The 26,524-nt window shown below is 69.8% G+C and carries 23 protein-coding genes and 2 tRNA genes; 17 read left to right on the top strand and 8 right to left on the bottom strand.

Going from position 1 to position 26,524, the window contains the following annotated elements; translation table 11 throughout:
- The first annotated feature begins 524 nt into the window (after nt 1–524).
- The 5 genes from dnaA to AC6JBM_RS43880 all read left to right on the top strand — a co-directional run bounded on the left by dnaA (nt 525) and on the right by AC6JBM_RS43880 (nt 6,714).
- Nucleotides 525–2,243: a chromosomal replication initiator protein DnaA gene (gene dnaA / locus AC6JBM_RS43900; RefSeq protein ID WP_497979637.1), complete on the top strand. Its 1,719-nt coding sequence runs from the start codon at nt 525–527 to the stop codon at nt 2,241–2,243.
- Between the two features lie 838 nt (nt 2,244–3,081).
- On the top strand, nt 3,082–4,212 hold the full coding sequence (gene dnaN / locus AC6JBM_RS43895) for a DNA polymerase III subunit beta (RefSeq protein ID WP_497979636.1): 1,131 nt from the start codon (nt 3,082–3,084) through the stop codon (nt 4,210–4,212).
- 15 nt (nt 4,213–4,227) lie between these two features.
- Complete coding sequence (gene gnd, locus AC6JBM_RS43890; RefSeq protein ID WP_497979635.1) at nt 4,228–5,100, top strand: phosphogluconate dehydrogenase (NAD(+)-dependent, decarboxylating); 873 nt, start codon at nt 4,228–4,230, stop codon at nt 5,098–5,100.
- Nucleotides 5,101–5,102: 2 nt separating this feature from the next.
- Complete coding sequence (recF, locus tag AC6JBM_RS43885) at nt 5,103–6,215, top strand: DNA replication/repair protein RecF (RefSeq protein WP_350622596.1); 1,113 nt, start codon at nt 5,103–5,105, stop codon at nt 6,213–6,215.
- Nucleotides 6,151–6,714, top strand: coding sequence for a DciA family protein (locus AC6JBM_RS43880; RefSeq protein WP_497979634.1), 564 nt, complete (start codon nt 6,151–6,153; stop codon nt 6,712–6,714). The genes recF and AC6JBM_RS43880 overlap by 65 nt, the downstream gene beginning before the upstream one ends.
- A gap of 16 nt (nt 6,715–6,730) precedes the next feature.
- Here AC6JBM_RS43880 and AC6JBM_RS43875 read toward each other — a convergent pair whose 3' ends face one another.
- Entirely contained in the window at nt 6,731–7,288 is a 558-nt protein-coding gene (locus AC6JBM_RS43875; RefSeq protein WP_350622600.1) for a hypothetical protein, read from the bottom strand.
- A gap of 438 nt (nt 7,289–7,726) precedes the next feature.
- On the opposite strand from AC6JBM_RS43875, the gene gyrB reads away from it, so the two are divergent.
- The 6 genes from gyrB to AC6JBM_RS43845 all read left to right on the top strand — a co-directional run bounded on the left by gyrB (nt 7,727) and on the right by AC6JBM_RS43845 (nt 13,487).
- Entirely contained in the window at nt 7,727–9,670 is a 1,944-nt protein-coding gene (gyrB, locus tag AC6JBM_RS43870; protein ID WP_497979633.1) for a DNA topoisomerase (ATP-hydrolyzing) subunit B, read from the top strand.
- Between the two features lie 32 nt (nt 9,671–9,702).
- The gene (gyrA, locus tag AC6JBM_RS43865; protein ID WP_497979632.1) at nt 9,703–12,225 is read left to right on the top strand and encodes a DNA gyrase subunit A; all 2,523 of its coding nucleotides are present in this window, start codon (nt 9,703–9,705) and stop codon (nt 12,223–12,225) included.
- A gap of 3 nt (nt 12,226–12,228) precedes the next feature.
- Entirely contained in the window at nt 12,229–13,062 is an 834-nt protein-coding gene (locus AC6JBM_RS43860; protein WP_497979631.1) for a DUF3566 domain-containing protein, read from the top strand.
- 129 nt (nt 13,063–13,191) lie between these two features.
- Nucleotides 13,192–13,265, top strand: a tRNA-Ile gene (locus AC6JBM_RS43855).
- Between the two features lies 1 nt (nt 13,266).
- Nucleotides 13,267–13,395, top strand: a complete 129-nt coding sequence (locus tag AC6JBM_RS43850) for a DLW-39 family protein (protein WP_345120593.1) — start codon at nt 13,267–13,269, stop codon at nt 13,393–13,395.
- A 19-nt stretch (nt 13,396–13,414) separates the two neighbouring features.
- Nucleotides 13,415–13,487 (top strand) — tRNA-Ala (locus tag AC6JBM_RS43845).
- A gap of 632 nt (nt 13,488–14,119) precedes the next feature.
- Here AC6JBM_RS43845 and AC6JBM_RS43840 read toward each other — a convergent pair.
- Nucleotides 14,120–14,863: an SGNH/GDSL hydrolase family protein gene (locus AC6JBM_RS43840; protein WP_497979630.1), complete on the bottom strand. Its 744-nt coding sequence runs from the start codon at nt 14,861–14,863 to the stop codon at nt 14,120–14,122.
- A gap of 290 nt (nt 14,864–15,153) precedes the next feature.
- Between AC6JBM_RS43840 and AC6JBM_RS43835 the strand changes: the two genes are divergently transcribed.
- The 3 genes from AC6JBM_RS43835 to AC6JBM_RS43825 all read left to right on the top strand — a co-directional run bounded on the left by AC6JBM_RS43835 (nt 15,154) and on the right by AC6JBM_RS43825 (nt 18,258).
- Nucleotides 15,154–15,882 carry an arginase family protein gene (locus tag AC6JBM_RS43835; RefSeq protein WP_497979629.1) on the top strand — a complete coding sequence of 243 codons (729 nt, stop codon included), beginning with the start codon at nt 15,154–15,156 and terminating at the stop codon, nt 15,880–15,882.
- A 193-nt stretch (nt 15,883–16,075) separates the two neighbouring features.
- On the top strand, nt 16,076–17,737 hold the full coding sequence (locus AC6JBM_RS43830; protein WP_497979628.1) for a substrate-binding domain-containing protein: 1,662 nt from the start codon (nt 16,076–16,078) through the stop codon (nt 17,735–17,737).
- A 2-nt stretch (nt 17,738–17,739) separates the two neighbouring features.
- A complete protein-coding gene (locus tag AC6JBM_RS43825) occupies nt 17,740–18,258 on the top strand; it encodes a YbaK/EbsC family protein (protein WP_497979627.1) in 519 nt (172 codons plus the stop codon).
- Here the strand turns inward: AC6JBM_RS43825 and AC6JBM_RS43820 are convergent.
- Nucleotides 18,217–18,660 carry a SufE family protein gene (locus AC6JBM_RS43820; RefSeq protein WP_497986674.1) on the bottom strand — a complete coding sequence of 148 codons (444 nt, stop codon included), beginning with the start codon at nt 18,658–18,660 and terminating at the stop codon, nt 18,217–18,219. The genes AC6JBM_RS43825 and AC6JBM_RS43820 overlap by 42 nt on opposite strands.
- 23 nt (nt 18,661–18,683) lie before the next feature.
- Between AC6JBM_RS43820 and AC6JBM_RS43815 the strand changes: the two genes are divergently transcribed.
- Nucleotides 18,684–19,256, top strand: coding sequence for a GNAT family N-acetyltransferase (locus AC6JBM_RS43815; RefSeq protein WP_497979626.1), 573 nt, complete (start codon nt 18,684–18,686; stop codon nt 19,254–19,256).
- A 26-nt stretch (nt 19,257–19,282) separates the two neighbouring features.
- Here the strand turns inward: AC6JBM_RS43815 and AC6JBM_RS43810 are convergent, their stop codons facing one another.
- Together AC6JBM_RS43810 and AC6JBM_RS43805 are read right to left on the bottom strand one after the other, a co-directional pair.
- Nucleotides 19,283–19,708 carry a CBS domain-containing protein gene (locus AC6JBM_RS43810; RefSeq protein ID WP_433212504.1) on the bottom strand — a complete coding sequence of 142 codons (426 nt, stop codon included), beginning with the start codon at nt 19,706–19,708 and terminating at the stop codon, nt 19,283–19,285.
- A gap of 85 nt (nt 19,709–19,793) precedes the next feature.
- The gene (locus tag AC6JBM_RS43805) at nt 19,794–20,396 is read right to left on the bottom strand and encodes a hypothetical protein (RefSeq protein ID WP_497979625.1); all 603 of its coding nucleotides are present in this window, start codon (nt 20,394–20,396) and stop codon (nt 19,794–19,796) included.
- A 179-nt stretch (nt 20,397–20,575) separates the two neighbouring features.
- On the opposite strand from AC6JBM_RS43805, the gene AC6JBM_RS43800 reads away from it, so the two are divergent.
- A complete protein-coding gene (locus AC6JBM_RS43800; RefSeq protein ID WP_497979624.1) occupies nt 20,576–21,133 on the top strand; it encodes an arsenate-mycothiol transferase ArsC in 558 nt (185 codons plus the stop codon).
- Between the two features lie 41 nt (nt 21,134–21,174).
- Complete coding sequence (locus AC6JBM_RS43795; RefSeq protein WP_497979623.1) at nt 21,175–22,035, top strand: sulfurtransferase; 861 nt, start codon at nt 21,175–21,177, stop codon at nt 22,033–22,035.
- A 19-nt stretch (nt 22,036–22,054) separates the two neighbouring features.
- On the opposite strand, the gene AC6JBM_RS43790 is transcribed toward AC6JBM_RS43795, so the two are convergent.
- From AC6JBM_RS43790 to AC6JBM_RS43780, 3 genes are all read right to left on the bottom strand, one after another.
- Nucleotides 22,055–23,005, bottom strand: coding sequence for a glycoside hydrolase family 130 protein (locus AC6JBM_RS43790; RefSeq protein WP_497979622.1), 951 nt, complete (start codon nt 23,003–23,005; stop codon nt 22,055–22,057).
- The gene (locus AC6JBM_RS43785; protein ID WP_497979621.1) at nt 22,995–25,397 is read right to left on the bottom strand and encodes a glycosyltransferase; all 2,403 of its coding nucleotides are present in this window, start codon (nt 25,395–25,397) and stop codon (nt 22,995–22,997) included. Before AC6JBM_RS43785 ends, AC6JBM_RS43790 begins: the two co-directional genes overlap by 11 nt.
- A gap of 207 nt (nt 25,398–25,604) precedes the next feature.
- Nucleotides 25,605–26,483, bottom strand: a complete 879-nt coding sequence (locus tag AC6JBM_RS43780) for an ADP-ribosylglycohydrolase family protein (RefSeq protein WP_497979620.1) — start codon at nt 26,481–26,483, stop codon at nt 25,605–25,607.
- Between the last annotated feature and the right edge of the window lie 41 nt (nt 26,484–26,524).

The raw sequence follows: 26,524 nt of genomic DNA, 5'->3' as shown, positions 1-26,524 counted from the left end.
GTGACTGGCGGGACGCGGAGGAGGCGCCCACGGGATGTCGATCAGTGATTGGAGTTTACCAGGGAGCGGTCCTCCAACCGAAACAGGGTACGCGCCGCCTCACGGACCGTCAACGATCACGCTACGAGCCGGGGTGTGAACAAAGAAATGCCTGGTAGAGGCCGAAATCCACAGGCTCGTTGTGGACAAAGGTTGAGTGGTTGTGGACAACGCTGTTAACGTGCCCGGTTGCCGGTAGACACCGCGACTCCGGCGACGGGACAAACTGGACTTTCCGGGATTCGACGGGCGTTCTGCGAGGGGGGCAGACACGCGCCCGACCTGCATGACCTCTGCGTAAGCGCTGATCACCGCACGGTCAGCACGGGACGAGAGGGAATCAGGACGATCCGTCCACGGGACATGACTCGTTGATACACAGGTTGTGGAAAACCTGTGGACAATGATGACCCGGGACGGCGGGAAGAACCGGGCACCGTCCACTCGCGGTGGGGGCCGCGAATGATGATGGGGGTGCGCGAACGGTGACGGACACCGACCTCGCAGCGATCTGGAACGCAGCGACGAACCAGCTCGCCGACGGGCTCGACTCGGCGCAGCAGCGTGCGTATCTACGCATGACGCGGCTGCGGGCGATCGTCGAGGACACCGCGCTGCTCTCGGTGCCGGACCCGTACTCGCGCGACATGATCGAGAGCCGGCTGCGCCCGGTCATCACGGAGGCGCTCTCGCGGCTGCTGGGCCGGGCCATCCAGGTGGCCGTGACCGTCCGGCCGCCCGAGGACGCGCCCTCGCTGCCGGCCCCGTCGGCGTCGCACTGGTCCAACGGCGCGTCGCAGTCGCTGCGCGAGCCGCTGCCGGGCGCCCCGATCTCCGGGGACGAGCCGACGGAGCGGATGCCCGAGCACCGCGTCAACCCGATCGGCGAGCGGCGGGTCGCTGAGCACCGGGGCGTCGCACAGGTACCGCCGCCGGAGCACGACCGCCTGTTCGACCTCCCGGGCGACGTCAAGCCCGCGGACTCCTGGCGCAACGAGCACTCCGGCACCGCCGTGGAGGCCGCGGCCGAACTCGGTCGCTACGAGTCGTCGAAGTACGAGTCGCAGTACGAGCCGCACGAGCCCCCGCGGGAGGAACTGCCCCCGCCGCGCCCGTCGACGCCGGGCACCGGCCGCGAGGACCGCCGCAACGCCCCGCCGGCCGGGGACTCCGCCGGAAACCGGCTCAACCCGAAGTACACCTTCGAGACCTTCGTCATCGGCTCGTCCAACCGCTTCGCGCACGCCGCGTCGGTCGCGGTCGCCGAGTCGCCGGCCAAGGCCTACAACCCGCTGTTCATCTACGGCGGCTCCGGGCTGGGCAAGACGCACCTGCTGCACGCGATCGGGCAGTACGCCACCATGCTCGGCAACGCGCGCTTCGTGCGCTACGTGTCGACGGAAGAGTTCACCAACGACTTCATCAACAGCCTGCGGGACGACAAGACGCAGGCGTTTCAGCGGCGGTACCGCGACGTCGACATCCTCCTGATCGACGACATCCAGTTCCTGGAGACCCGCGAGCGCACCCAGGAGGAGTTCTTCCACACGTTCAACACCCTGCACAACGCCAACAAGCAGATCGTGATCAGCTCCGACCGCTCCCCGCGCCAGCTGGCCACGCTCGAGGACCGGCTGCGCACGCGGTTCGAGTGGGGCCTGCTCGCCGACATCCAGCCGCCGGACCTCGAGACGCGTATCGCGATCCTGCAGAAGAAGGCGGCCCAGGAGCGGCTCTTCGCGCCGCCGGACGTGCTGGAGTTCATCGCGTCGCGGATCGCCTCGTCCATCCGCGAGCTCGAGGGCGCCCTGATCCGGGTCACCGCATTCGCCAACCTGACCCGGTCACCGGTCGAGCTCAGCCTCGCCGAGGAGGTCCTGCGCGACTTCATCCCCGACGGCTCCGGCCCGGAGATCACCGCCGACCAGATCATGGCGTCGACGGCGGACTACTTCGGTGTGAGCCTCGAGGACCTGCGCGGGCACAGCCGGTCGCGGGTCCTGGTGAACGCGCGCCAGGTGGCGATGTACCTCTGCCGCGAGCTGACCGACCTCTCCCTGCCCCGCATCGGGCAGGCGTTCGGCGGCCGCGACCACACGACCGTCATGCACGCCGACCGCAAGATCCGGCAGCAGATGGCGGAGCGGCGCTCGCTCTACAACCAGATCGCCGAGCTGACGAACCGCATCAAGCAGACGACCTGAGCCGCTTTTCCACAGTGATCCGGTCGTCCACCGGCCCTCTTCACAGGGTGTGGACAAGTCGTTGTCCACACCCTTCGCGCCCGGCCGACCTCGCGGTAGTCGCCAAGTGGCCCTACGTTGTCCACACCTCGCCCACAGGTTTTGGCTGGTCATCCACAGCCACGTAGGGCCCCGGGTCGGTCGGGTTGTCCCCAGCTTCCACACGCTGTCCACAGAAATCCTGTGGATAACTTCATTCGTGCCAAATTCCGGGGGTGAGTAACCGGGTGACTACCGAAAGCACACAGGCGTTGCCCACAGGCTGTGGATAACTCCTGGGGAGTACGTGTGGAAGACATGTGGATGCATCCGAAGAGTGGTGGACAGGTGGCCGAACGTGAGCAGAGTTCGGGCCATACGATATCCACAACCACGGGAAAACCCTGGGGATTACCGGTGGACAACCGGTGGAAAACTCCTGTGGATATTCGTTCGTCCACAATCCACAGGGCTGAGCCCACCGGCTCATGCACAGCTCATACCCAGTGCTATAAGTCCTCTGACCTGCGCAAAGGCGGGTTTTCCACAGTTTCCACACCACCTATGATTACGAGTAGTTTTTCTTTTAAGAAGAGAAGAAAAACAATCATCAGCGTGTGGATCGGGTCGGGCCGCCGGGTTCGGCGGGGTCGGTGCACGACCGCCCTCCGGAGGCCCTAAGGTTCGATGAGCGACCCCGGCACCGGCGACAATCGAGGCCCACACACGTACGCCCCGGAGCGAAATCCCGGCGGCCAGGGCATCTGGCGCGCGAACAGCGGCGAACATGAAGTACCGATGACGATGCGGGAGGACCGCGATGAAGTTCCGAGTCGAGCGCGACGCGCTCGCCGATGCCGTCGCCTGGACGGCCAAGAGCCTGCCCAGCCGCCCCTCGGTGCCCGTGCTCGCCGGCGTTCTGCTGCGCGTCGCTGACGGTCGCCTGCAGGTGTCCGGCTTCGATTACGAGGTTTCCAGCCAGGTGACCGTCGAGGTCCAGGCCGACGCCGACGGCGCGACGCTCGTCTCCGGCCGCCTGCTCGCCGAGATCACCAAGGCCCTGCCGGCCAAGCCGGTGGACTTCGCGGCGGTCGGCGCGCACGTCGAGATCACGTGCGGCAGCGCGCGGTTCACGCTACCGACCATGCCCGTCGAGGACTACCCGACGCTGCCGGAGATGCCCGAGTCCGCGGGCACCGTCGAGGCCACCGTGTTCGCCGGGGCCGTGTCGCAGGTCGCGATCGCGGCCGGCAGGGACGACACGCTGCCGATGCTGACCGGCGTGCGGATCGAGATCGAGGGCAGCAAGCTCACGCTGCTGGCCACCGACCGGTACCGCCTGGCCGTCCGCGAGCTCGAGTGGCGCCCCGACGAGCCCGACATGAGCATCGCCGCGCTCGTGCCCGCACGCACGCTCGACGACACCGCGAAGACCCTCGGCCCGCTCGGCGGATCGGTGTCGGTCGCCCTGTCGCGGGGCAAGGTCGGCGAGGGCATGATCGGCTTCGCGGGCGGCAGCCGGCGCACCACGTCCCGGCTGCTCGACGGCGACTTCCCCAAGGTGCGGGCCCTGCTGCCCGACACCCACAACGCGCAGGCGCGGGTCCCGGTGGCGGCGCTCAACGAGGTGGTCCGGCGTGTCGGCCTGGTCGCGGAGCGCCAGACGCCGGTCCGGCTGTCGTTCAGCACCGACGGGCTCGTCGTGGAGGCCAGCGGCAGCGAGGACGCGAAGGCCAGCGAGGCGATGGACTGCCAGTACGAAGGCGAGCCGATGACGATCGCCTTCAATCACCAGTACCTGCTCGACGGCCTCAAGGCGCTCGACGCGCCGATCGCGGTGTTGTCGTTCACTGACCCGAAGAAGCCTGCGGTCATGTCCCCGGCCAAGGATGATGGAGAAATCGTCCCTGGGTACTGGTACTTGATCATGCCGGTTCGCATCGGCAGCTGATTCGGAGGCACGACAATGCAGCTCGGTCTCATCGGCCTGGGCAGGATGGGCTTCAACATGCGCGAGCGGCTGCGCGCCGCCGGGCATGAGGTCATCGGCTTCGACCATCACCCTGACGTCACCGACGTCGCGAACCTCAACGAGCTCGTCGAGAAGCTTGCCGCCCCGCGCGTCGTCTGGATCATGGTTCCGGTGCAGTTCACGGAGCCGACGATCGAGGAACTCTCGGATCTGCTGCAGGCCGGCGACATCGTGATCGACGGCGGCAACTCGCGCTTCAGCAACGACAAGCCGCGGGCCGAGCGGCTCGGCGCCAAGGGCATCGGCTACCTCGACGTGGGCGTCTCCGGCGGGATCTGGGGCCGGACCAACGGCTACGCGCTGATGGTCGGCGGCGAGAAGCAGTACGTGGATCACTGCATGCCGATCTTCGAGGGCCTCAAGCCGGCCGGCGAGTTCGGCTTCGCCCACGCCGGCGGGCCCGGCGCCGGGCACTACGCGAAGATGGTCCACAACGGCATCGAGTACGGCATGATGCACGCCTTCGCCGAGGGCTACGAGCTGCTCGAGGCGTCGGAGTACGTCGACAACATCCCCGAGGTCATCAAGAGCTGGCGGGCCGGCTCCGTCGTGCAGTCCTGGCTGCTCGACCTGCTCGACCGCGCCCTGGACGAGGACCCCGACCTGGCCGGGATCAAGGGCTACGCCGACGACACGGGCGAGGGCCGCTGGACCGTCGAGGAGGCCATCCGCCTCGCCGTGCCCATGAACGTCATCGCCGCGTCGCTGTTCGCCCGCTTCGCCTCGCGCCAGGACGACTCGCCGGCGATGAAGGCCGTCGCCGCGCTGCGCAACCAGTTCGGCGGCCACGCGGTCAAGAAGGACTGAACTTGTACGTCCGGGGCCTGGAGCTCGTCGACTTCCGCAGCTACGAGCGGGTCGTCGTCGAGCTGGGCCCCGGGCCGTGCGTGCTGGTGGGCCCCAACGGGGTCGGCAAGACCAACCTCGTCGAGGCCCTCGCCTACGTGGCGACCCTGGAGTCGCACCGGGTCGCCACGGACGCGCCGCTGGTCCGCTTCGGTGCGGCCCGCGCCGTGGTCCGCTGCGCCGTCGTGCACGACGAGCGCGAGCTGCTCATCGAGCTGTCGATCGAGCCCGGCCGCGCCAACAAGGCCCGCCTCGGTCGCTCGCCCGTGACCCGCACGCGCGACATCCTCGGCGCCCTGCGCCTGGTGCTCTTCGCGCCCGAGGACCTCTCGCTGATTCGCGGAGACCCTTCAGAGCGGCGACGGTACCTCGATGAGCTGCTCGTCGCCCGCCAGCCCCGCTTCGCCGGGGTCCGGTCCGACTACGACCGGGTGCTCAAGCAGCGCAACGCCCTGCTGCGCAGCTCCTACCTGGCGCGCAAGACCGGCGGCAGCCGCGGCGGCGACCTGTCCACCCTGGACGTGTGGGACACACACCTGGCGCGCCACGGCGCCCAGCTGGTGCGCGCCCGGCTCGATCTCGTCGAAGCGCTCGCCCCGCACGTGGCCAAGGCGTACTCCGCCGTCAGCGCGAGCCGCTCCGACGCGCGGATCGCCTACAACGCGTCGTGCGCCCTCGGCGACGATCTCGAGGCGGCCCTGCTCGCCGCGCTGTCGGAATCGCGACCGTCGGAGATCGAGCGGGGCGTGACGCTGGTCGGGCCGCACCGCGACGAGCTGACGCTGACCCTCGGCGAGCTGCCGGCCAAGGGGTACGCCAGCCACGGCGAGTCGTGGTCCTACGCGCTCGCGCTGCGCCTGGCCGCGTACGAGCTGCTGCGCGACGACGGCGTCGAGCCGGTGCTCGTGCTCGACGACGTGTTCGCCGAGCTCGACGCGGGCCGGCGCGACCGGCTGGCCGCGCTCGTCGGCTCGGCGAGCCAGGTGATCGTGACCTGCGCGGTGGAGGATGATGTCCCGTCGACGTTGCGCGGGATGCGCTTCGAGGTCGGCGGCGGGGAGGTTCGACGTGTCTGAGGCGAATCCGGAGAAGTCCGGGCCGGAGCTCGCGCGCGCGGCGGTCGAGGCCGCGCTGGCCAAGCACCGTGCTCAGCCGCGCCGGAAGTCCGTGCTCGACGGGCAGCCGCGCCGGCGGGGGTACACGGGACCGGGGCCGGACCCCCGCGACCCGCAGCCCTTCGGCTCGGTGCTCGAGCGCCTGGTCAAGCAGCGGGGCTGGTCGCGGCCGACCCGCGAGGCGCGGATCTTCGGCGAGTGGGCCAAGGTCGTCGGCGAGGACATCGCCGCGCACAGCCGCCCGCTCAAGCTGGAGGACGGCGAGCTGACCATCGAGGCCGAGTCGACCGCGTGGGCGACCCAGCTGAAGATGCTCGCGGCCAAGCTTCTGGCCGGCATCGCGCGTGAGGTCGGTCACAACGTGGTCAAGCGTCTGCACATCCAGGGGCCGAGCACGCCGTCGTGGAGCAGCGGGCCGCGTCGCATCCGGGGCCGCGGGCCCCGCGACACCTACGGCTGAGCCTCAGCAGGTCTGCTCAGAAGTCGGCATAGACCGCGAAGCCCCGGTGGGCGCAGCGGCGGTAGAACTTGGCCAGCACGTCGAGCTCCGAGATGGAGTACGACCACTGCGGCGCGTTGCCGGAGTCGTCCCGCAGCGCGTCCAGCCGGCTCTGGAGCCAGCGCAGCTGCTGCTCGGCGAGGCGGGAGCCCTCGAGGGCCTTGCGCAGCACCGAGCTCACGGTCTCGAACGTGATCTCGTCGCCGTATTCGGCGTGGCCGTTGACGAACCGCTCCAGCCCGCCGGCGATCCACGCGCAGTCGTCCGGGCTGATGACGGGATCCTCGTCCTCGGCGGCCGCATCTGTGGCGAAGAGCACGCCGTTGAGTCCGAAGAGGAGGTCGACGAGCTCGGTGTACCCGGTCACGCGCACAGTGCCCGTCTTGGCCACGTGATCGGCCAGGGCCGATGCCGGCCCGGCGTGCAGTGGCAGCTTCTCCGCCAGGTCGGCGAAGTCGACGAACTCGGCCGGCGCCACCGGATCATAGAAGCGGCCGGTGCGCGGCCACTGCACGGCGACGTTGTCCAGCCCCATCGCGCACCCCTCATCTTTCACTTCTGCCCCGCCCCGCGGCGGGGAACATACGGCACGAACGGCCCCTTGCGCGACCCCCGGAAGCTCCAAAAGCCGGAATCGGAGGCTGTACTGCCTGTGCCGCCCGCCACCAGGCCGGAGTACCCCTCCCGCGTGGGGGGACCTTCGGCCCGCACCGTTCGGCCCGCTACGAGGACTACAGGCCCGTCCCGGTGCGAAATTGTCGCCCGGACACAGTAGGATTGCATCGGCTCAGAGAACAGTCGATCACATCCCGCGCGTGCGTCACAGCGGTGGTCGGCCGCAGGAGGTCAGGGCGCTTGCCAGAGGAGCGTCGGCTACCAGCGTGCCTTCTCCCGTCACCGCACACGCACCGACTCCGCACGCGACCCGGGGCGCCCACCAGCGCGGCCGGCCAGTGCGAGAAAGCGACCGAGGGTGGCAGCAAACAAGCCCGAACAGTCCTACGACTCCTCTTCGATCACCGTCCTCGAGGGGCTCGAGGCGGTCCGCAAGCGGCCAGGCATGTACATCGGCTCGACCGGCGAGCGCGGCCTGCACCACCTGGTGTGGGAGGTCGTGGACAACGCCGTCGACGAGGCGCTGGCCGGCTTCTGCGACACGATCGAGGTCACGCTGCGCGCCGACGGAGGCGTGCGCGTCGTGGACAACGGCCGCGGCATCCCGGTCGACATGCACCCCAAGGAGAAGCGGCCCACGGTCGAGGTCGTGCTGACCGTGCTGCACGCCGGCGGCAAGTTCGACGGCCAGGCCTACGCGGTCTCCGGTGGTCTGCACGGCGTCGGCATCTCGGTCGTCAACGCGCTCTCGACGCGCATCGACCTGGAGATCCACAAGGACGGGTACGTCTGGCGCCAGCGGTACAACAACTCCAAGCCGGAACCGCTGCAGAAGGGCGAGGAGACCGACCGCACCGGGACCAGCGTCACCTTCTGGCCCGACCCGACGATCTTCGAGACGACCACGTTCGTCTACGAGACGCTGTACCGGCGCATCCAGGAGTACGCCTTCCTCAATCGCGGCCTTCGGATCGAGCTGCGGGACGAGCGCCCGGACACGCCGGAGGAGAAGCGGGAGGTCGTCTTCTGCTACGAGGGCGGCATCGCCGACTTCGTGCGGCACCTCAACGCGACCAAGACCCCGATCCACCGCACCGTCGTCGAGTTCGGCGCCGAGGGCGAGGGCATCGCGGTCGAGATCGCCATGCAGTGGAACGAGTCGTACGGGGAGAGCGTCTACACGTTCGCCAACACCATCAACACGCACGAGGGCGGCACCCACGAGGAGGGCTTCCGCAGTGCGCTGACGTCGGTGGTGAACAAGTACGGTGCGGACAAGAAGTTCCTCAAGGGCGACGAGAAGCTCACCGGTGAGGACATCCGCGAGGGCCTCGCCGCGATCATCTCGGTGAAGCTGGCCAACCCGCAGTTCGAAGGCCAGACCAAGACCAAGCTCGGCAACACCGAGGCACGCAGCTTCGTGCAGAAGGTGTGCAACGAGTGGCTGGTCGACTGGTTCGATCGCAACCCGGCCGAGGTCAAGACCATCATCACCAAGGCCTCGCAGGCCGCCCGGGCGCGCATCGCCGCGTCCCAGGCGCGCAAGCTGGCCCGGCGCAAGTCGCTGCTCGAGTCCGGCTCGATGCCGGGCAAGCTGGCCGACTGCCAGTCCAACGACCCGCGCCTGTGCGAGCTGTTCATCGTCGAGGGCGACTCGGCCGGCGGCTCGGCCAAGCAGGGCCGCGACCCGCGGGTCCAGGCGATCCTGCCGATCCGCGGCAAGATCCTCAACGTGGAGAAGGCGCGCATCGACCGCGTGCTGAAGAACAACGAGGTCCAGGCGCTCATCACGGCCCTGGGCACCGGCATCCACGACGAGTTCGACATCGAGAAGCTGCGCTACCACAAGCTGATCCTCATGGCCGACGCCGACGTCGACGGCCAGCACATCCAGACTCTGCTGCTGACGCTGGTGTTCCGGTTCATGCGGCCGCTGATCGAGCTCGGGCACGTGTATCTCGCGGCGCCCCCGCTGTACAAGATCAAGTGGAACAAGAAGGGTGACGACGCGCAGTACGCGTACACCGACCGGGAACGCGACGGGCTGATCGAGCTGCGGCAGCGCACCAAGCCCAACGCGAAGCCGGATGACATCCAGCGGTTCAAGGGTCTGGGCGAGATGAACTACCCGGAGCTGTGGGAGACCACGATGAACCCCGAGACCCGGATGCTCCGCCAGGTGACCTTGGACGACGCTGCAACCGCGGACGAGCTCTTCAGCGTCCTCATGGGCGAAGACGTGGAAGCGCGCCGCTCGTTCATTCAGCGAAACGCCAAGGACGTCCGGTTCCTCGACATCTGATCCCGGCCGGCTAGAGAGAAGGAATAGACAGCGTGACGGAACCGACTTCCACCCCTGAGAACCCGGAAGAGACTCCGGCCGAGGGTGGGTCTGCGGTCGCCAGCCGTATCGAGCCGGTCGGCATCGAAGTCGAGATGCAGCGTTCGTACCTCGACTACGCGATGAGCGTCATCGTCGGGCGAGCCCTGCCCGACGTGCGCGACGGCCTCAAGCCGGTACACCGCAAGATCCTCTACGCGATGTTCGACGGCGGCTACCGCCCGGACCGCGGCTACGTCAAGTGCGCCCGCGTCGTCGGCGACGTGATGGGCAACTACCACCCGCACGGCGACGCCTCGATCTACGACGCGCTGGTCCGCATGGCCCAGGGCTGGTCGCTGCGCTACCCGCTGATCGACGGCAATGGCAACTTCGGTTCGCCGGGCAACGACCCCGCCGCGGCCATGCGGTACACGGAGGCCCGCCTCGACCCGCTGGCCATGGAGATGCTGCGGGACATCGACGAGGAGACCGTCGACTTCGTCCCCAACTACGACGGCCGGGCCCAGGAGCCCACCATCCTGCCGTCGCGCATCCCCAACCTGCTGGTCAACGGCAGCACGGGCATCGCGGTCGGCATGGCCACCAACATCCCGCCGCACAACCTGCGCGAGATCGCCGCGGCCGTGCAGTGGTGCCTCGACAACCCCAATGCGGACGAGGCCGAGACCCTCGACGAGCTGATCGGCATCGTCAAGGGCCCGGACTTCCCCACCAAGGGCCTCATCGTCGGTACCGCGGGCATCATCGACGCGTACCGCACCGGCCGCGGTTCGATCCGCATGCGCGCGGTCGTCGAGGTCGAGGAGGACCCCCGCGGCCGGACCATCCTCGTGGTGACCGAGCTGCCCTACGCGGTCAACCCCGACAACCTCGCCGAGCGCATCGCCGACCTGGTGAAGGAGGGCAAGCTCGCCGGCATCGCCGACATCCGCGAGGAGTCCTCCGGCCGCACCGGCATGCGCCTGGTGATCGTGCTCAAGCGCGACGCGGTCGCCAAGGTGGTGCTCAACAACCTCTACAAGCACACACAGCTGCAGGAGACGTTCGGCGCCAACATGCTGGCGCTGGTCGACGGCGTGCCCCGCACGCTCAACCTCGCCCAGTTCGTGCGCTACTACGTCGCCCACCAGGTCGACGTCATCGAGCGGCGCACCCGCTACCGGCTGCGCAAGGCCGAGGAGCGCGCACACATCCTGCGCGGCCTGGTCAAGGCCCTCGACATGCTCGACGAGGTGATCGCCCTCATCCGGCGGTCGCCGAGCGCCGAGGAGTCCAAGAACGGCCTGATGAACCTCCTGGACATCGACGACATCCAGGCCACCGCGATCCTCGACATGCAGCTGCGCCGGCTCGCCGCGTTGGAGCGCCAGCGCATCTTCGACGAGTTGGCGAAGATCGAGATCGAGATCGCGGACTACAAGGACATTCTGGCCAAGCCCGAGCGGGTGCGTCAGATCATCTCGGAGGAACTCGCCGAGATCGTCGCCCGCCGCGGCGACGAGCGCCGCACCCAGGTCATCCCCTTCGACGGCGAGGTCTCCATGGAGGACCTCATCGTCCGGGAGGACGTTGTGGTGACGATCACGCGGACCGGCTACGCGAAGCGCACCAAGGTCGACCTGTACCGCTCGCAGAAGCGCGGCGGCAAGGGAGTCTCGGGTGCGACACTGAGGCAGGACGACATCGTCAGCCACTTCTTCGTGTGCTCCACGCACGACTGGATGTTGTTCTTTACGAATAAAGGTCGGGTCTACCGGGCAAAGGCCTACGAGCTGCCCGAGGCGAGCCGGGCGGCGAAGGGTCAGCACGTCGCCAATCTGCTGGCCTTCCAACCCGAAGAGCACATCGCGCAGGTGATTGAGATCCCGAATTACCAGGTGGCGCCGTATCTCGTCCTCGCGACGAAGGATGGCCTGGTGAAGAAGACCAAGCTGGAGGAGTTCGACTCCAACCGCTCGGGCGGCATCATCGGCATCAACCTGCGCGAGGACGACGAGCTGGTGGGCGCCGCGCTGCTCGGCCCGGAGGACGATCTGCTGCTGGTCAGCAAGCAGGCCCAGGCGATCCGGTTCACGGCCAACGACGACACGCTGCGCCCGATGGGGCGGGCCACGTCGGGCGTGATCGGGATGCGTTTCACCGACGGTGACGAGCTGCTCGCCATGGAAGTGGTCCGCGAGGGGATGGACCTGGACGTTCTGGTGGCCACCGATGGTGGTTTTGCCAAGCGGACTCCCATCGAGGAGTATCCGGTGCAAGGGCGCGGCGGCAAGGGCGTCCTCACCGCTAAAATCACGTCGCGGCGCGGTGGTCTCGTCGGCGCTGTGGTTATAAGCCCGGATGACGAGTTGTTCGCCATCACCTCAAATGGTGGCGTGATCCGGACTCCCGTGAAGCCTGTACGGCGTACGAGGGATCGGAACACAATGGGGGTCAAGCTCATGGACCTTCCCGAAGGTGTAACCATCGTCGCGATCGCCCGCAACGCCGATGAGCCCGACGAACAGGACTAGTTGATGACAGACACTCAGGCGAAGTCGGGGACCGCCTCGGCAACCGATGAGGCCAAGAAGGCCGGAGAGGCTGCCATGACGGGATCTGACTCGGGGGCGCCTGCCGCCGGTGGGGAGCCTGGCTCCGTCAACGGGGCCGGCACGTCCGGCGAGACGACGAGCGGGGGCACGCCGAAGTTCACGCGTGCCCCGGGCATGGCGCCGCCGCCCGACTCCCTGACGGTGCCGATCCAGTCGCCGGCCAGCGCCGGCGGCTCGACGCAACCGGTCTCGTTCCCGGGCTCGGGCATGGGCACGACCGCCACGGGCACGGCCAGCGTCTCGGCCATCGCCCGCGCCGCCGTGCGCACGCCGGCCGCGGCCGCGACCCAGGCCATCAACACGCCGACCCCCGCGGTCAGCGGCTCGGCCCGCGTCACCGAGGCCGTCCGAGCGGCTCGCAAGACGGTCAGCTCCGCCGTGGGCCGCGGCCCACGGCGGGCCCGGCTGCACCTCAAGCGCATCGACCCGTGGTCGGTGATGAAGTTCGCCTTCGCCGTGAGCTTCGTCCTCTTCGTCGTCCTGATCGTCGCGACCTCGGTGCTGTACCTGGCCCTGGACGCGATGGACGTCTTCAAGAGCATCAACAAGCTCCTCGCCGACCTGGTCAGCTCGACCGGCGGCTCGGCCGACAGCACCTTCCGCATCACCGCGAAGGGCGTCATCGGCGGCGCCGCCCTCCTGGGCGTCGTGAACGTGGTCCTGTTCACCGCCCTGGCCACCCTGGGCTCGTTCATCTACAACGTGTGCGCCGACCTCGTCGGCGGCATCGAGCTCACGCTCGCCGAGAAGGACTGACCTGCGGTTTTCTCCCCCCTGGTCCCGGCGCGCCGCGCCAGGGGGGGAACCGGTTTGGGGCGGGCGCGTGGGGTACGGTAACCTTCTGTTCGCACCGCTTCGGGGAGGTCTTCCCGAGGGTGTGTTGATGGGGCTATAGCTCAGTCGGTTAGAGCGCAGAGCTGATAACTCTGAGGTCGCTGGTTCGATTCCAGCTAGCCCCACATGTGGAAAAAGGTGCTGCTGGTGGTTGCCGTTGTCGGGGCCGCCGCCTATGTCGCGAAGCGCGTCAAGGCCGCGAGCGAAGAGCGCGCCCTTTGGCACGAGGCGACGACTGCCCCGGACCTGCGCTAGTCTGTAGCCCAGCCCGAGCGGGGGCGTAGCTCAACTGGCAGAGCACCGCCTTTGCAAGGCGGGGGTTAGGGGTTCGAGTCCCCTCGCTTCCACCGTCGATGGGCGCACCCTGCTCACAGGGCTGCGCCCTGTTCGCCGTTGCGACGGTGGATCCTTCCCGCTCGCTTCGCTCGCTCGAGGCGGGGGGTTCCCACCCCGCACCCCCCATGGTCGCTTCGCATCCCACTGGGTCGCTTCGCTTCCAGTTGTGAATCGTCATCTTGCGGTCGTGGATGATCCTTCGGGTTGTCGGTCCAATCGACGTCTCGCGCTGTGGACCCTTGAGTTCGTGTTGTGCGTGGTCGCGGTGTCATCCGTTGGCGTTCCAGCTTGTCATGTGCCGCTCTCTTTCATGCGGCCACGTCATTTCCTCGGCCTTGAAGACTGCCGTCCGCGCAGCACTCGGTGTCCGCGTCCTTTACCAGTTGGTCGGCGTCGCCCTTGATGACGGTGTCGTTCTCCTCCAGCGTGATCAGGCCCGCCTCTGTCAGCCGGGTCGTGGTGGCGGGGACCTCCTCGGTGACCCGCCTCGCCTTCCGGCGCGGGCGTGGTCGAACACTCCGTGTACGTCCACACCGACGCCCGAGGCCAGGGAGTCGGCCGTGGCGCGACGTGATGCTGATCGAACGCCGCAGCCCGTCATCGGGTGACCCGTCAAGAAAAAGGAGCCCCGTCAAAAAAGGGGTCAGTCGGAGAGGGGGGCGAGCTCCGGGCGCTTCGCGGTCACCCTGTCGCCCGAGGACTTGCCCGTCAGGCGGCGTTTCACCCACGGGGCCAGGTGCTGCGTCGCCCACTTGGCGTCGGCCGCCTTGCGCGACATCCACGACAGTTCTTCGGGCGGCGGCGGGGCCGCCAGCCAGTCCGGGTCGCATGGCACGTTGAGCTTCGTCAGGACGTGGGCGGCCACTCGGCGGTGGCCCGCGGGCGAGAGGTGCAGGCGATCGATGCCCCACAGGCGGGGGTTGGCGAACTCCAGGTCGTCCCACAGCGAGATCACGTGGGCGCCGTACTTCACGCCCACCGACTCGATGGCGTTGTTGAACAGGTCGACCCGGGGGCGGAGCATCTTGCCGCCCGGCATGCGGCCCGTCATGTCCGCCCAGCGGAACATCACCACGTCCGCGCCGGTGGCTCGCAGCTTCTCGATGGTCCGGTCGAAGCGGGCGACGATGCCGTCGTACTCCCAGTTTCGCCGCAAGGCGTCGTTGCCCCCGCCGGCGAAGCTGATCAGGTCCGGCTTCATGGCGACCGCGAGCGGCACCTGCTCCGCCACGATGTTGTCGAACAGGCGGCCCCGGACGGCCAAGTTGGCGTACCGGAACTCGGGGCTCGACGCCGCCAGCACACCGGCGACCAGGTCGGCCCATCCTCGGTAGCCGCGCCCGTCGGGCTGGGGATCGTCAAGGCCTTCGGTGAAACTGTCGCCCACCGCCACGAAACTCGACCACCGCGCCACCCTCTGCTCCTCCCCGTCATCTGCCCCGTTGGCATCCTGTCAGGGGCCAAGTACGTGGGAAAGCGACTTTGCCGCACACCACACCCTTCATGACACGAAGGGCGAGGCCGGCCTGTGGACGAAGCCTGTGCACATGTGGATAAAGCTGTGCACAAGACGGCCCCGGAGCGGTGAAAGAGGCAGCTCAGGGCGTTCTTGCACGCGGCCGGGTGGCGCGTGTCGGCGCTGTGGATGAATCGTCCTCACCTGGCTAGGGTCAACGCATGATTCTCGTCCCGTACCACCTCGACGAGCGCCTCGCCGGGCTCGAGGCCGACCTTCCGGCCGCGCTCGACACCGTGGTGACCGCGGAGCTGCCGGACGGGGACATCTGGACGCGGCTCGCGGCGCTCTACGAGCGGGTCGCCGACGAGGTCGCCCGGGCCGAGCGGCCGCCGATCGTGCTCTCGGGCGACTGCACCGTCTCGCTCGCGGCCGTGGCCGGGCTCCAGCGCGCCGGCGAGGACGTCGGGGTGGTGTGGTTCGACGCGCACGGGGACGTGCAGACGCTGGAGACGTCGACGTCGGGGTACATCGGCGGAATGCCTTTGCGCCTGCTCGTCGGGTATCGTCCCGAACTCATCGCCGGGCGGCTCGGGCTGCGGGCCGTGCCCGAGGAGCGGGCGGTGCTCGTCGACGCGCGGGATCTCGATCCCGCGGAGGTCGAATATCTCGCCGGCGCTAGTCTCATGCGGTACGACATCAATGCAATTCGACCCCCGGACGGTAAGTTTCTCGTTCACGTCGATCTCGACGTCGTGGATCCGGTGGAACTCCCGGGGTTGATGTATCCGGTCGATGGCGGGCCCTCCGCCGGCGAGCTCCTGGACGCCGTGCGCGACCTCGTGGCGACCGGGCGCGTGGCCGGGCTCGACGTCGCCTGCACCTGGCGGCCGGACGGCGGCAACGAACGTCGGCGGAATTTGGTCGCCGCGCTTACTAAGGCTCTCTAAAGCAAACTCAAAGGGTTTCGAACCCAAAGTAATCGCACAAAAGCACAGTGTATTTGGCGCCCGCGAAACACCTTCACGATTGGCCGAACGCGTGACCCGAGAAGCGCTTGTCTAGGGAATATTGGTAGCTGTGAGAGGACGGCATCGGGCAACGGACCTGAGGAGCAACGGGTTCGTAGCCCTCGCGGCCGGCATGATCCTTCCCCTCGTCGCCATCGGTGCCGTCTACGGCGGGTACCGCACCATGTCGACGTCGGGCTGCGCGGGGACGGTGCGCCTGTCCATCGCCGCCAGCCCGGAGATCGCGCCGGTCATCAAGGACGTCGCGGGCCGGTGGGTGAAGACCAACCCACGGGTCAACGACGAGTGCGTCGCGGTCGACGTGGTCTCGGTCGCCTCCGGTGAGGTCGCCGCGGCGATCGCCGGCGAGAGCGGTGCGACCGTGCCCGGCGTCGGCCAGGCCGACGGTAAGACGCAGGTGCCGCAGGTCTGGATCCCCGACTCGTCGATCTGGATCCAGCGCATGCGCGCGGCCCGCGAGGATCTCGTGACCCTCGCGTCGCCCTCCCTGGCCCGCAGCCCCATCGTGCTGGCCGTGCCCGAGCCCACCGCGAAGCAGCTCGGCTGGGTCGAGAACAAGGTCACCTGGAAGCAGGTGCTCGAGCAGATCGTCGGCAACAGCCAGGTCGTGCCGGGCATCGTGGACCCCCAGCGCGACTCGGTCGGCGTGTCGACCCTGGTCGCGATGGCCTCGGTGCGCGACCAGTTCGGCCCCGAGGGCGACTCGCTGACCGTCGGCGCCGTGAAGTCGCTGATGTCGGGCAAGACCGAGCAGCAGTCCGGCCTCATCGGGCGCTTCCCGCGCGACGCCGACCCCCGGACCCTGTCCACCGCGGTGACCCTCGCGCCGCTGTCCGAGCAGGCGTTGCACGCCTACAACGCCGCCGGACCGGCCGTGCCGCTCGTGGCGGTGTACCCCGACCCGGCCCCCATCGCCCTGGACTTCCCGTACGCGGCGATGCCCCGGCTGGCCCCGGATCGCGAGGCCGCGGCGGAGGCGTTCCGCCAGCAGCTCTCCGGCGCCTCGTTCCGCAACCTGCTGGCCCAGCACCAGCTGCGCGCCAACGACGGCACGGTCGGCACCGGCATGACGCTGAGCCCGAGCGCGCCGCCCGGCGGCCAGGTCACCCCGGTGCCCGACGCCAACGTGATCTCCAAGGCCCTGCAGATGTGGACCGAGATCACGCGGCCGTCGCGCATGCTCGCCGTCGTGGACGTCTCGGCCGCCATGAAGACGCCGGTGCCCACGGCCGGCGGGCTCACCAAGGGGGAGGTCGCGGTCCAGGCGGCGCAGGGGGGCCTGGACCTGTTCCCCGACTCGTGGGCCGTCGGGCTGTGGTGCTTCTCCACGGCCATGGCGGGCAGTCACGACTATCAGGAACTCGTGCCGATCGGCCCGCTGACGACCCAGCGCGACCAGTTACGGGGCGCGCTCGGGGGCCTCAAGCCCAACCCCAAGGGCGGGAGCGGGCTGTACGACACCATCCTCGCCGCCTACCAGACGGTGCAGCAGGGCTGGGACCCCGGGCGCGGCAACTCGGTCGTCGTGGTGACCGGCGGCCGCAACAACGACCCGAGCGGGCAGTCGCTCGACGGGCTGGTCGGCTCGCTGAACAAGGCGGAGAAGAAGGACCAGCCGGTGCAGATCATCATCATCGGCGTCGGCTCCGAGGTGAACCAGGCCGAGATGCAGCGCATCGTCGACGCCACGGGCGGCGCGGTCTTCATCGCCTCCGACCCGTCTAAGATCGGGGACATCTTCATGAAGGCCCTCGCACTCGACGACGGACGCTGAACTTGAACTTGGAACTCTCGCCGGCGCTCGACGCGCCCGCGCTGCTCGCCCCGCCCGTGCACACCGCGCTGAAGGCGCTGCCGGACGCCGGCCGGGTTCAGGTCGCGCCGATCGATCCCGGGCTCGCCGACACCGCGGCCTTCTGCGAGGCGTACGACGTCACCCTCGAACAATCCGCGAACTGCGTGATCGTCGTCGGCAAGCCGGCCGGCATCTACGCGGCCTGCGTCATCCTGGCGACCACCCGCGCCGACGTGAACGGGGCGGTCCGGCGGCTGCTGGGCACCCGCAAGGCCAGCTTCGCGCCCATGGACGACGCGGTGGGGCTCAGCGGGATGGAGTACGGCGGCATCACCCCGATCGGTCTGCCCGCCGACTGGCCGGTGTACATCGACGCGCGGGTCCAGTCCGTCGACGCCGCCGTGATCGGCAGCGGCATCCGGGGGAGCAAGATCGTGCTGCCCGGCGCCGTGCTGGCCTCAATCCCCGGCGCCACCGTCGTGGACGGCCTGGCGCTCTGAGACCTGGCGCTTGAGTCGCTGCAGGATCGCCGTGCCGCCCCGCACCCGCAGCGGGCTGATCGCGTTGGCCAGGCCCATCCGCTGGTAGAGGTCGGCCGGCACGGCCAGCACCTCGTCGGCCGTCGCGCCCTCGAGCCCCTCGGCCAGGATGCCGGCGAAGGCGCGGGTGGTCGGGGCCTCGGGTGGGCAGTCGAAGTACAGCTGAACGGTCTTCTGCTCGGTGACGTCGGCCTTCAGGAAGAAGGGCGTCTGGCACTCCGGCACCTGCTCCATGCCGGCGTGCTCCGCGAGCTCAGGCGGGAGCGGCGGGACGGCGTCCGAGAACTCCAGCAGCATCTCGAGCACCACGTCCCGCGGCGCGGAGGCGAACTCCTCCACGATCGCGGCCAGCTTGCCAGGCATCTCCACCTTGCTAACGTACCGCTGTGCCGACCCTCGTCGCCGATGTGCTGAAGCCCGGAAGCCTCGCCGCCCTCACCCAGCCCGTCCTACCGGCCGAGGGCCTGACGCTTCGCCCGTGGCGGCTCGCCGACCAGCCCGCGGTCCTCGCGGCGTATTCCGATCCGGCCATCCAGCGCTGGCACTGCCGCGCGATGGACGACGACGAGGCGGCCGCGTGGGTCGCGGCGTGGCCGGAGCGCTGGAGCACCGAGACCCGGGCCGGCTGGGCGATCACGACGGACGGCGACGAGGTGGCGGGGCAGATCTCGCTCCGCGCCCTGCAACTGGTCGACGGCCAGGCCGAGGTGTCGTACTGGGTGCTGCCCGCCTTCCGCGGCCGCCGCATCGCCCCGCGGGCGCTCGGGGCGCTGGCGGGCTGGGTCTTCGGCACGCTGGGCCTGCACCGCCTGGAGGTCCGGCACTCCGTGGAGAACACCGCGTCGTGCCGGGTCGCGACCGTGGCCGGCTTCGCGGCCGAGGGCGTGCAGCGTAAGGCGCTGCGGCACCTCGACGGCTGGCACGACATGCACGTGCACGCGCGCCTCGACAGTGACTGATCGAGGCGCGCGCACCGGGCGGACCTTCAGTTGTTGGGTTGGGCCTTACTGATGCCACCGAGGACCGAATCGGGGTCGATCTCCTCAGCCAGATCCCCGATCGACACGATCCCGACCAGCCCGTTGTTGTCGTCGCAGACCAGCACGCGGCGCACGGCCTGGTCGCGCATGAGCAGCGCCGCGGAGTGGATCGAGTCCTCGGGCCGGACGGTGACCAGCTCCTTGGTGAGGATCTCCCCGATCGTCGTCGCCGCCGGGTCGCACCGTTCGGCGACGGCCCGCACGACGATGTCCCGGTCGGTCACCAGCCCGCTGAGCTCGGGTCCATCGGCCACGACCACATCGCCGATATCCTGCTCCCGCATGGTCCGTGCCGCCTCGGCGAGCGTCGTCTCGCTCGGCAGGTAGACCACGTTGGTGGTCATCACATCCCGGACCGTCTGCATCGTCATCGCCAAGACCTCCCGACCTCGATGCGGATCTGTTACCCAGCCCACCATGCTCTTAACGATCACGGCATCCGGTCGGGCCGGGCGCCTACAGGTTGAGGCCCACCCCATCGGCGAACTGGTCGCGCCGCACATGCCGGAACGCGATGGTGAGCGCCTCGACGGGCAGCCCCAGCGCCCTGAGGATGGCCGCGTGCTGCTCCTCGGCGAAGCCGGAGCCGTCCACGTTACGCAGCGCCGCATCGATCGCCCCGAGATCGGCGGCGCCGACCGCGAACGGCGCGAACGCGGCGGCGTCGGCCCCGAGCGGCCCCTTGGGCAGCTGATCCGTCGGCAGTACCTCTCCGTCGAGCCGAGCCTTGAACTCCCCGTCGGAGTCCTCGAACCACTCGACGATCATCTCGAGCTCGGAGACGTACCGGTGGGTGGGCCGCCCGTCCTCGTACACCCGGCAGGTCACGACGTCGGAGTCGAACACCTCGAACGTGAGCACCGAACAGTGCAGCACCTGGCTGACGGGCAGCGCGATCGGCTTCAACAGCGCCCCGCCCCACTCCTCCTCACGCGGGATGACGGCGACGCGCCCGGCAACCACCGGCACCACGAGCGCCGCCCGCCCGGTCGCCCGGACGACTCCGACGACGTCGTCGAACTCGGCCGCGACGAGCACGGTTTCGTAGCTGGTCCCCATCAGAACGCCCCCCGGTTGAAGATCAAATTGCCTAGCCGGATTGTCCCCACTTGACGCCCGCAAAGTAACTCAGCAACCATTGAGTCAATGGATGCTGAGCTTTCCTCACTGGGCGCCGGCCTCGTCACCCGCGCCCGCTCGGAAGGCGACCGCCGGCGCTGGACCCCGCGGAGCGGGTGGTGTTCGTGTGCACGCACAACTCGGCCCGCTCGCAGCTGGCGGAGGCCCTCTGGCGGGACCGCATCGGCGGCGCCGTCGCCTCGGCCGGCACCCACCCGGCCGCGCGCGTCCATCCCCGGGCCGCGCGGGGTTCCGGGGCGAGCCTCGGGCCGGCCGGCGTCGTCCGGGGCAACGTGCGACACGACACCGTCAATCTGGTGGCGATGCACGCCGGCCTCGGCATCTGGTCGCCGACCACGCTGCGGGGCCGGCTGAGGGCGGCGCCGACCGGCTGCGCGCTGTACTACAACGTCGACTGGAGCCGACCCGCCCAGCTCTTCGGCTCGGTGTGGCTCGGCGCCACGCTGCTCGTGCTCGTCGGCGGTGCGGCCGCGGCGGTCTACCGGCTCGTCACGGGGCACGTCGAGGCCGCCGGCACCCCCGCGGTCGTCGCCGGCGTGGCCGCAGGCGTGGCGCTGCTCTTCTTGGGTCTCGTCGCCGCCGTGCGTGCCGCGAGCCGCGACCAGGTGGCCCTGCTGCACTCGTGGGTGGTCGAGCGGCTTCGGTCGCAGAGCTGAAGGCGAGCCCGGCGGGGCGCCGGAAGAGGGACAATCGAACAATGACTGCGTACGCGCACCCGGAGCGGGTTGTCAGCACCGACTGGCTGGCTGAACATCTCGGAGAGCCAGGCCTCGTCGTGGTCGAGTCCGACGAGGACGTGTTGCTCTACGACACCGGGCACATCCCCGGTGCGGTCAAGGTCGACTGGCACACCGAGCTCAACGACCAGGTCACGCGCGACTACCTCGACGCCGAGAACTTCGCCGCGCTCTGCCGCCGCAAGGGGATCAAGGCCGACGACACGATCGTGTTCTACGGCGACAACTTCAACTGGTGGGCGACCTACGCGCTGTGGGTGTTCGAGCTGTTCGGGCACCGTGACATGCGCATTCTCGACGGCGGACGGTCCAAGTGGGTCGCCGAGGGGCGGGCGATGACGCGGGACGTGCCCGTGCGGGAGGCCACCGACTACCCGGTCACGCAGCGGGACGACCTGCGGATTCGGGCCTTCCGCGAGGACGTGCTCGAGCACATCAAGGCCGATCGTCCGCTCGTCGATGTTCGGTCGCCGGGGGAGTACACCGGCGAACTGCTCCACATGCCGGACTATCCGCAGGAAGGGGCGCTGCGGGGCGGCCACATCCCGGGGGCGCTCAGCAAGCCGTGGAAGCAGGCGACCCGCGACGACGGCTCGTTCAAGCCGGCCGACGAGCTGCGCGCGATCTACGCCGACGAGCTCGGGCTGCGGCCGGACGACGACATCGTGGCGTACTGCCGCATCGGGGAGCGCTCGTCCCACACCTGGTTCGTCCTCACCCACCTGCTCGGCTACGAGCACGTGCGTAACTACGACGGGTCGTGGACGGAGTGGGGCAACCTGGTGCGGGTGCCCGTAGCGAAAGGGACCGCGCCCAGGTAGCGGGCGCGGTCCCCTCGGGTCACTCGTCTTCGGGTGGCAGCGAGACCAGGTAGTCGACGACCTCCGAGTACCTGGCGCTCGCCATCGCCACGGTGAGGTCGGCCGCGCCGTAGTACAGCCGCAGCTCGTCGCGCGCCTCGTCGTGGACGAGACCGGTCGGGAAGACCACGTTCGGCACGTCCCCGACGCGCTCGTAGTCCGCGTCGGGGCCGAGCAGCCAGCTCGGGGTACGGCGGATGACCTTGGTCGGATCGTCCAGGTCGAGCATGACCAGCCCGACGCGGTAGATCGACGTCGCGACCATCTGCTTCACGCCGTGGTACACCGCGAGCCAGCCGTGCGGCGTCTCGATCGGCGGCGGGCCCATGCCGATCCGGGTGGCGTCCCACCAGGGGCCGGAGCGCGACTGCATCACCGGCTCGGGCGTCGTCCACGAACGCAGGTCCTTGGACTTGGACAGCCACACGTCGGCGCGTGCGGACAGGACGGAGACCGGGCGGTGGAACAGCACGTAGTCGCCGTCGATCCTCCGCGGGAGCAGCGACGCGTTCTTGTCCTCGGGCGGCATCACGATGCCGAGGGGCTCGACCGTCTGGAAGTCCTCGGTCCTGGCCAGCGCGACGCAGGGGCCGCCCGGGCCGTACGCCGTGTAGGCGATCACGTAGCCGCCGAGCTCCTCGACGTACGTGACCCGAGGGTCCTCCACGCCCCAGCAGCTGTGGGCGTCGGTCGGGTCGTCGGCGATGAGCGGCTTGCCCTCGACCGTCCACCCGGTTCGCCCGTCCTTGCTGCGGGCGACGGTCAGGTGCGAGATGCCGCGGCGATCCTCGACCCGGCAGAGCAGGACCGTGTCGCCGTTGTGCATGCAGGCGCCCGGGTTGAAGACGCTGTTGATCGGATACGGGAAGTCCCTGGCCGTGACCAGGGGGTTGCTCGCTTCCCGATGGAAGAGCTCCGCGTCAAAGTGCATCGGAATGGTCCTCCGTGGTGCGCAGGCGGGGCGGTGTGGCCGTCGCGCTGAAGCCGGCCGATGCCCGCCCGACCACGCGGCCCTTGTTGGTGGGCTTGGAGAGCGTGGTCGTCGGCAGGGAGGTCGGGACCGGGGTCGTAGCCGCCACTGGATGCGGCAGCGCGGCCAAACCGGCCCTGAGCAGGCTGAGAAGCGCTTGGTAATAGGCTAGCGTGGACTCGGCCCCTTGGTTCCCATTTGGCTCAGTGGCAGACAAACCGTCGTGGCAGGCCCCGGTCGCGTCCACGTACATCCGGGCCCCGGCCCGGTTGCGGCCCAGGAACCAGGCGAAGGCCCAGCCGGCCAGCCGCGCGTGGTGCGGGTCGGCGGTGTGCTGCCACGAGTCCACGAGCGCCTCGGTCACGGCGGCCGCGTCGAGCGGCTGCTCGTCGCCGTCGTCGGCCACCCAGTGCGCGGCGGGCTCGTCCCGCTGGTGCCACTTGTTGCCCACGCAGCGCAGGGTGCCGTCGGCCAGGCCCACGTGCTGGACGTACCAGTCGAGGGCGGCGATGGCCCGGGCGGCCGCGGCGTCGTCCTCGAGCAGGGCCGCGCCCAGGAGCATGGCCTGGGGCAGGCGGGCGTTGTCGTAGGTGAGCTCGGGCTCGAACCAGCGCCAGGACGGGTCGGCGGCCGACGTCTCCGTCAGCGCCTCGTCGAGCCGGTAGAGCAGCGGGGCGGCCTGTTCCGTGCGGCCGGCGCGGGCGAGGCCGATCAGCGCGTACGCCGCCGCCCGCAGACCCAGCCCGGCGAGCCCCTCGGTGCGCGGGCCGAGCTCGTCCAGCAGGGCCGCGGCCGGACGCCGGATGTCGTCCGGGACGGCCGGGGTCCCCACGAGCACGCCCAGGGCCCAGACCGTACGACCGACGTGGTCGCCCATGTGCGGCCAGTCCTGCCAGGTGCCGCCGTAGCTGAGCACGTTGTGCATCGCCCCGGAGGGGTCGTAGGCCGCGGTCAGGAACCGGATCGACTGCCGCAGCCAGCGCGTCGCCGCCGTGGTCGGCCGCGCCTCCGCGCCGACCGCGAGCAGGTCCGCGGCCACGATCGCCAGCCGCGCCACGTCGTCGACGCAGTAGCCGGAGGACGGGTCGGGGATCGGGCCGCCGGCGAACTGGATGATGCCGATCTCGTCGGTGAGCCGGCTCAGGTGGTCGAGGTTGAGCGGCGGCGCGGCGGCGGTCGCGTGGCCCGGGCGCGCGGTGGCCGCCTCGGCCTGGCGCACGACGTCGGCGACGAGATCCGCCTCGCGGGCCGCGACCGCCGGCCAGGGCAGCCAGGACGCGCACGCCTCGGCGACCGTCTTGGCCGCGGCGAGCGCCCGGGCGTCGCTGAGCAGGTCGATGATCTCGGCGGCGAGGGCGGCCCCGTCGCCGATCGGCACCACGCGACCGGCCCCTCCGGCCAGCATGTCCTCCGCGTAGGAGTACGCCGTCGAGACCGCGGGCAGACCCGCGCCCAGCGCGAACGTGAGGGCGCCCGAGCAGATCTGCTCGGGCTGGCGGTACGGCGTGACGAACAGCGTGCTCGCGTGCAGGATCGCGGAGAGCTCGTCGAGGGCCAGGAAGGCGTCGACGAAGTGCACGTTGCCGGTCAGTCCGAGCCGCCGCACCTGCTCGTGCAGGCTGTCGCGGTAGGTCTCACCCTCCTGCCGCTTGATCTCGGGGTGAGTCGTGCCGGCGACGATGTACTGCACGTCGGGGTGCTTGCCCACCACCTCGGCGAGGGAGTCGATCGCGATGTCGATGCCCTTGCCCTTGCCCAGCAGGCCGAAGGTGGTGAGCGTCGGCTTGTCCCGGACCTTGTCGAGCAGCTCGCGCAGCTCCGGCCGCAGCGTGGACGGCTCCGGCGGGCGGCGCATCGCGTCCGGCGCGCCGTGCGGCACCACGACGAGCTGGTGCCCGGCGGCGATGCCGGTGCGGATCGCGACCCGGCGCGCGGTCTCGGTGAACACCGTGACGCGGGCGGCGCGGGCGCAGAGGGCGCGCAGCGTGGCGGCCTGGCCGGGTGACGGGTGCGGGAGCACGGTGTGCAGCGTCAACAGGTACGGGATGCCGCACGCGTTGAGCGCGCGGGTGAGCTCGAGCAGGTGTGAGCCGTCGGGCCCGCCGAAGATCCCGTACTCGTGCTGGATCAGCACGACCTGGACGCCGGCCTCGCGCAGCATGCGGGCCGCCGAGGAGTAGTCCTCGATGCGGTCCTGGGTGATGGTGGCGACGACCTCGTCGCCGTAGGTGTGCCCGTCACGGTCGATGGCCACGACGACTGATTCCAGGTCGTCGGTGGCGACACCCAGCGCCTCGCGCAGGTCCGCGGTGTAGGTCGCGAGACCGCATTGGCGGGGCAGATAGGTCGACACGATACCGAGTCGATAGGTCGCGGCAGGGTGTGGCATGAGCACATTGTTACCCCGGGCGACTCCGAAAAACCTTCATTCGCCGGGATGAGGAACCTGCGCTGATCAAGCTCCTACGCAGCTCATGCCCGATATCACCCCAGAGAATCAAGGATAATGGTCAATATATCGCATTCGCCTGCGCAACAGCCCATTGCTCACGTAGTGTGACTACGGCCTCTGGAGCCAATCCGGGAGCGGTTCACGAGCGCCGATCCATTCGGAGGGAATGCCGGCCGTACCGACCCGAGCCGCGACCACCCCGCCCACGATCGCGCAGACCGAGTCGACGTCGCCGCCCGCCCGCACACAGGCCTCCAGCGCCGCCGGGTAGTCCTCGAGGTGCGCCGCCGCCACCCACAGCGCGAACGGCACCGTGTCCTGCGCCAGCGCGTGGGAGCCGTTGCCGAGATCGGCCGCGGCCTCCCGCGAGTCGGTGCCCGGCGCGATCCGGGTCGCCCGTGCGATCCCGTCCCGCACGTCCGACGGCGGCAGGTGGTGCAGCACCTGGCGCAGGAGGCTCGGCGTGCCCGCCGGCCGGTCGCCGGCGGCGTGCGCGGCGGCCAGGGCGACCGCGACCGCGCCGGCCACGCCCTCCGGGTGCCGGTGGGTCACCTCGGCGGACAGCACCGCCTCGCGCGCGGCGAGATCGGGGTCGGCGCGGAAGAAGGCGCCCAGCGGCGCGACCCGCATCGCGGCCCCGTTGCCGGCCGAGCCGCGCCCGGAGAACAGCGCGCTCGCGGCCGAGCGCCAGGGCACCCCGGCGCGGATGTCGGTGAGCAGGGAGACGGAGCCGCGGCCGTACCCGCGGTCGGCGCTCCAGCGCTGGGCGAACGCGACGGCCAGGCGATCCTGGTCCACGTGCCCGTCGCGCCGCAGCGCCTCGAACAGCGTGCAGGCCATCTCCGTGTCGTCGGTCCACCGCCAGGGCGCGGGCGGCGGCTCGAACACCGCGCCGTCGGCCATCGCGGGCTTCATCTCGAACGGGGCGCCCAGCGCGTCCCCGACGGACAGACCGGTCAGGCTCGCGGCCGCGGCGGGAAGATTCACCGGCCGAAGATAGTCGATGACGGCCGGAGATTTTCCAGGTG

The organism is Dactylosporangium thailandense (assembly GCF_059739745.1).
Note: the sequence above shows the minus strand (reverse complement) of the source record. Positions and strands in the feature narration are given on the sequence as shown.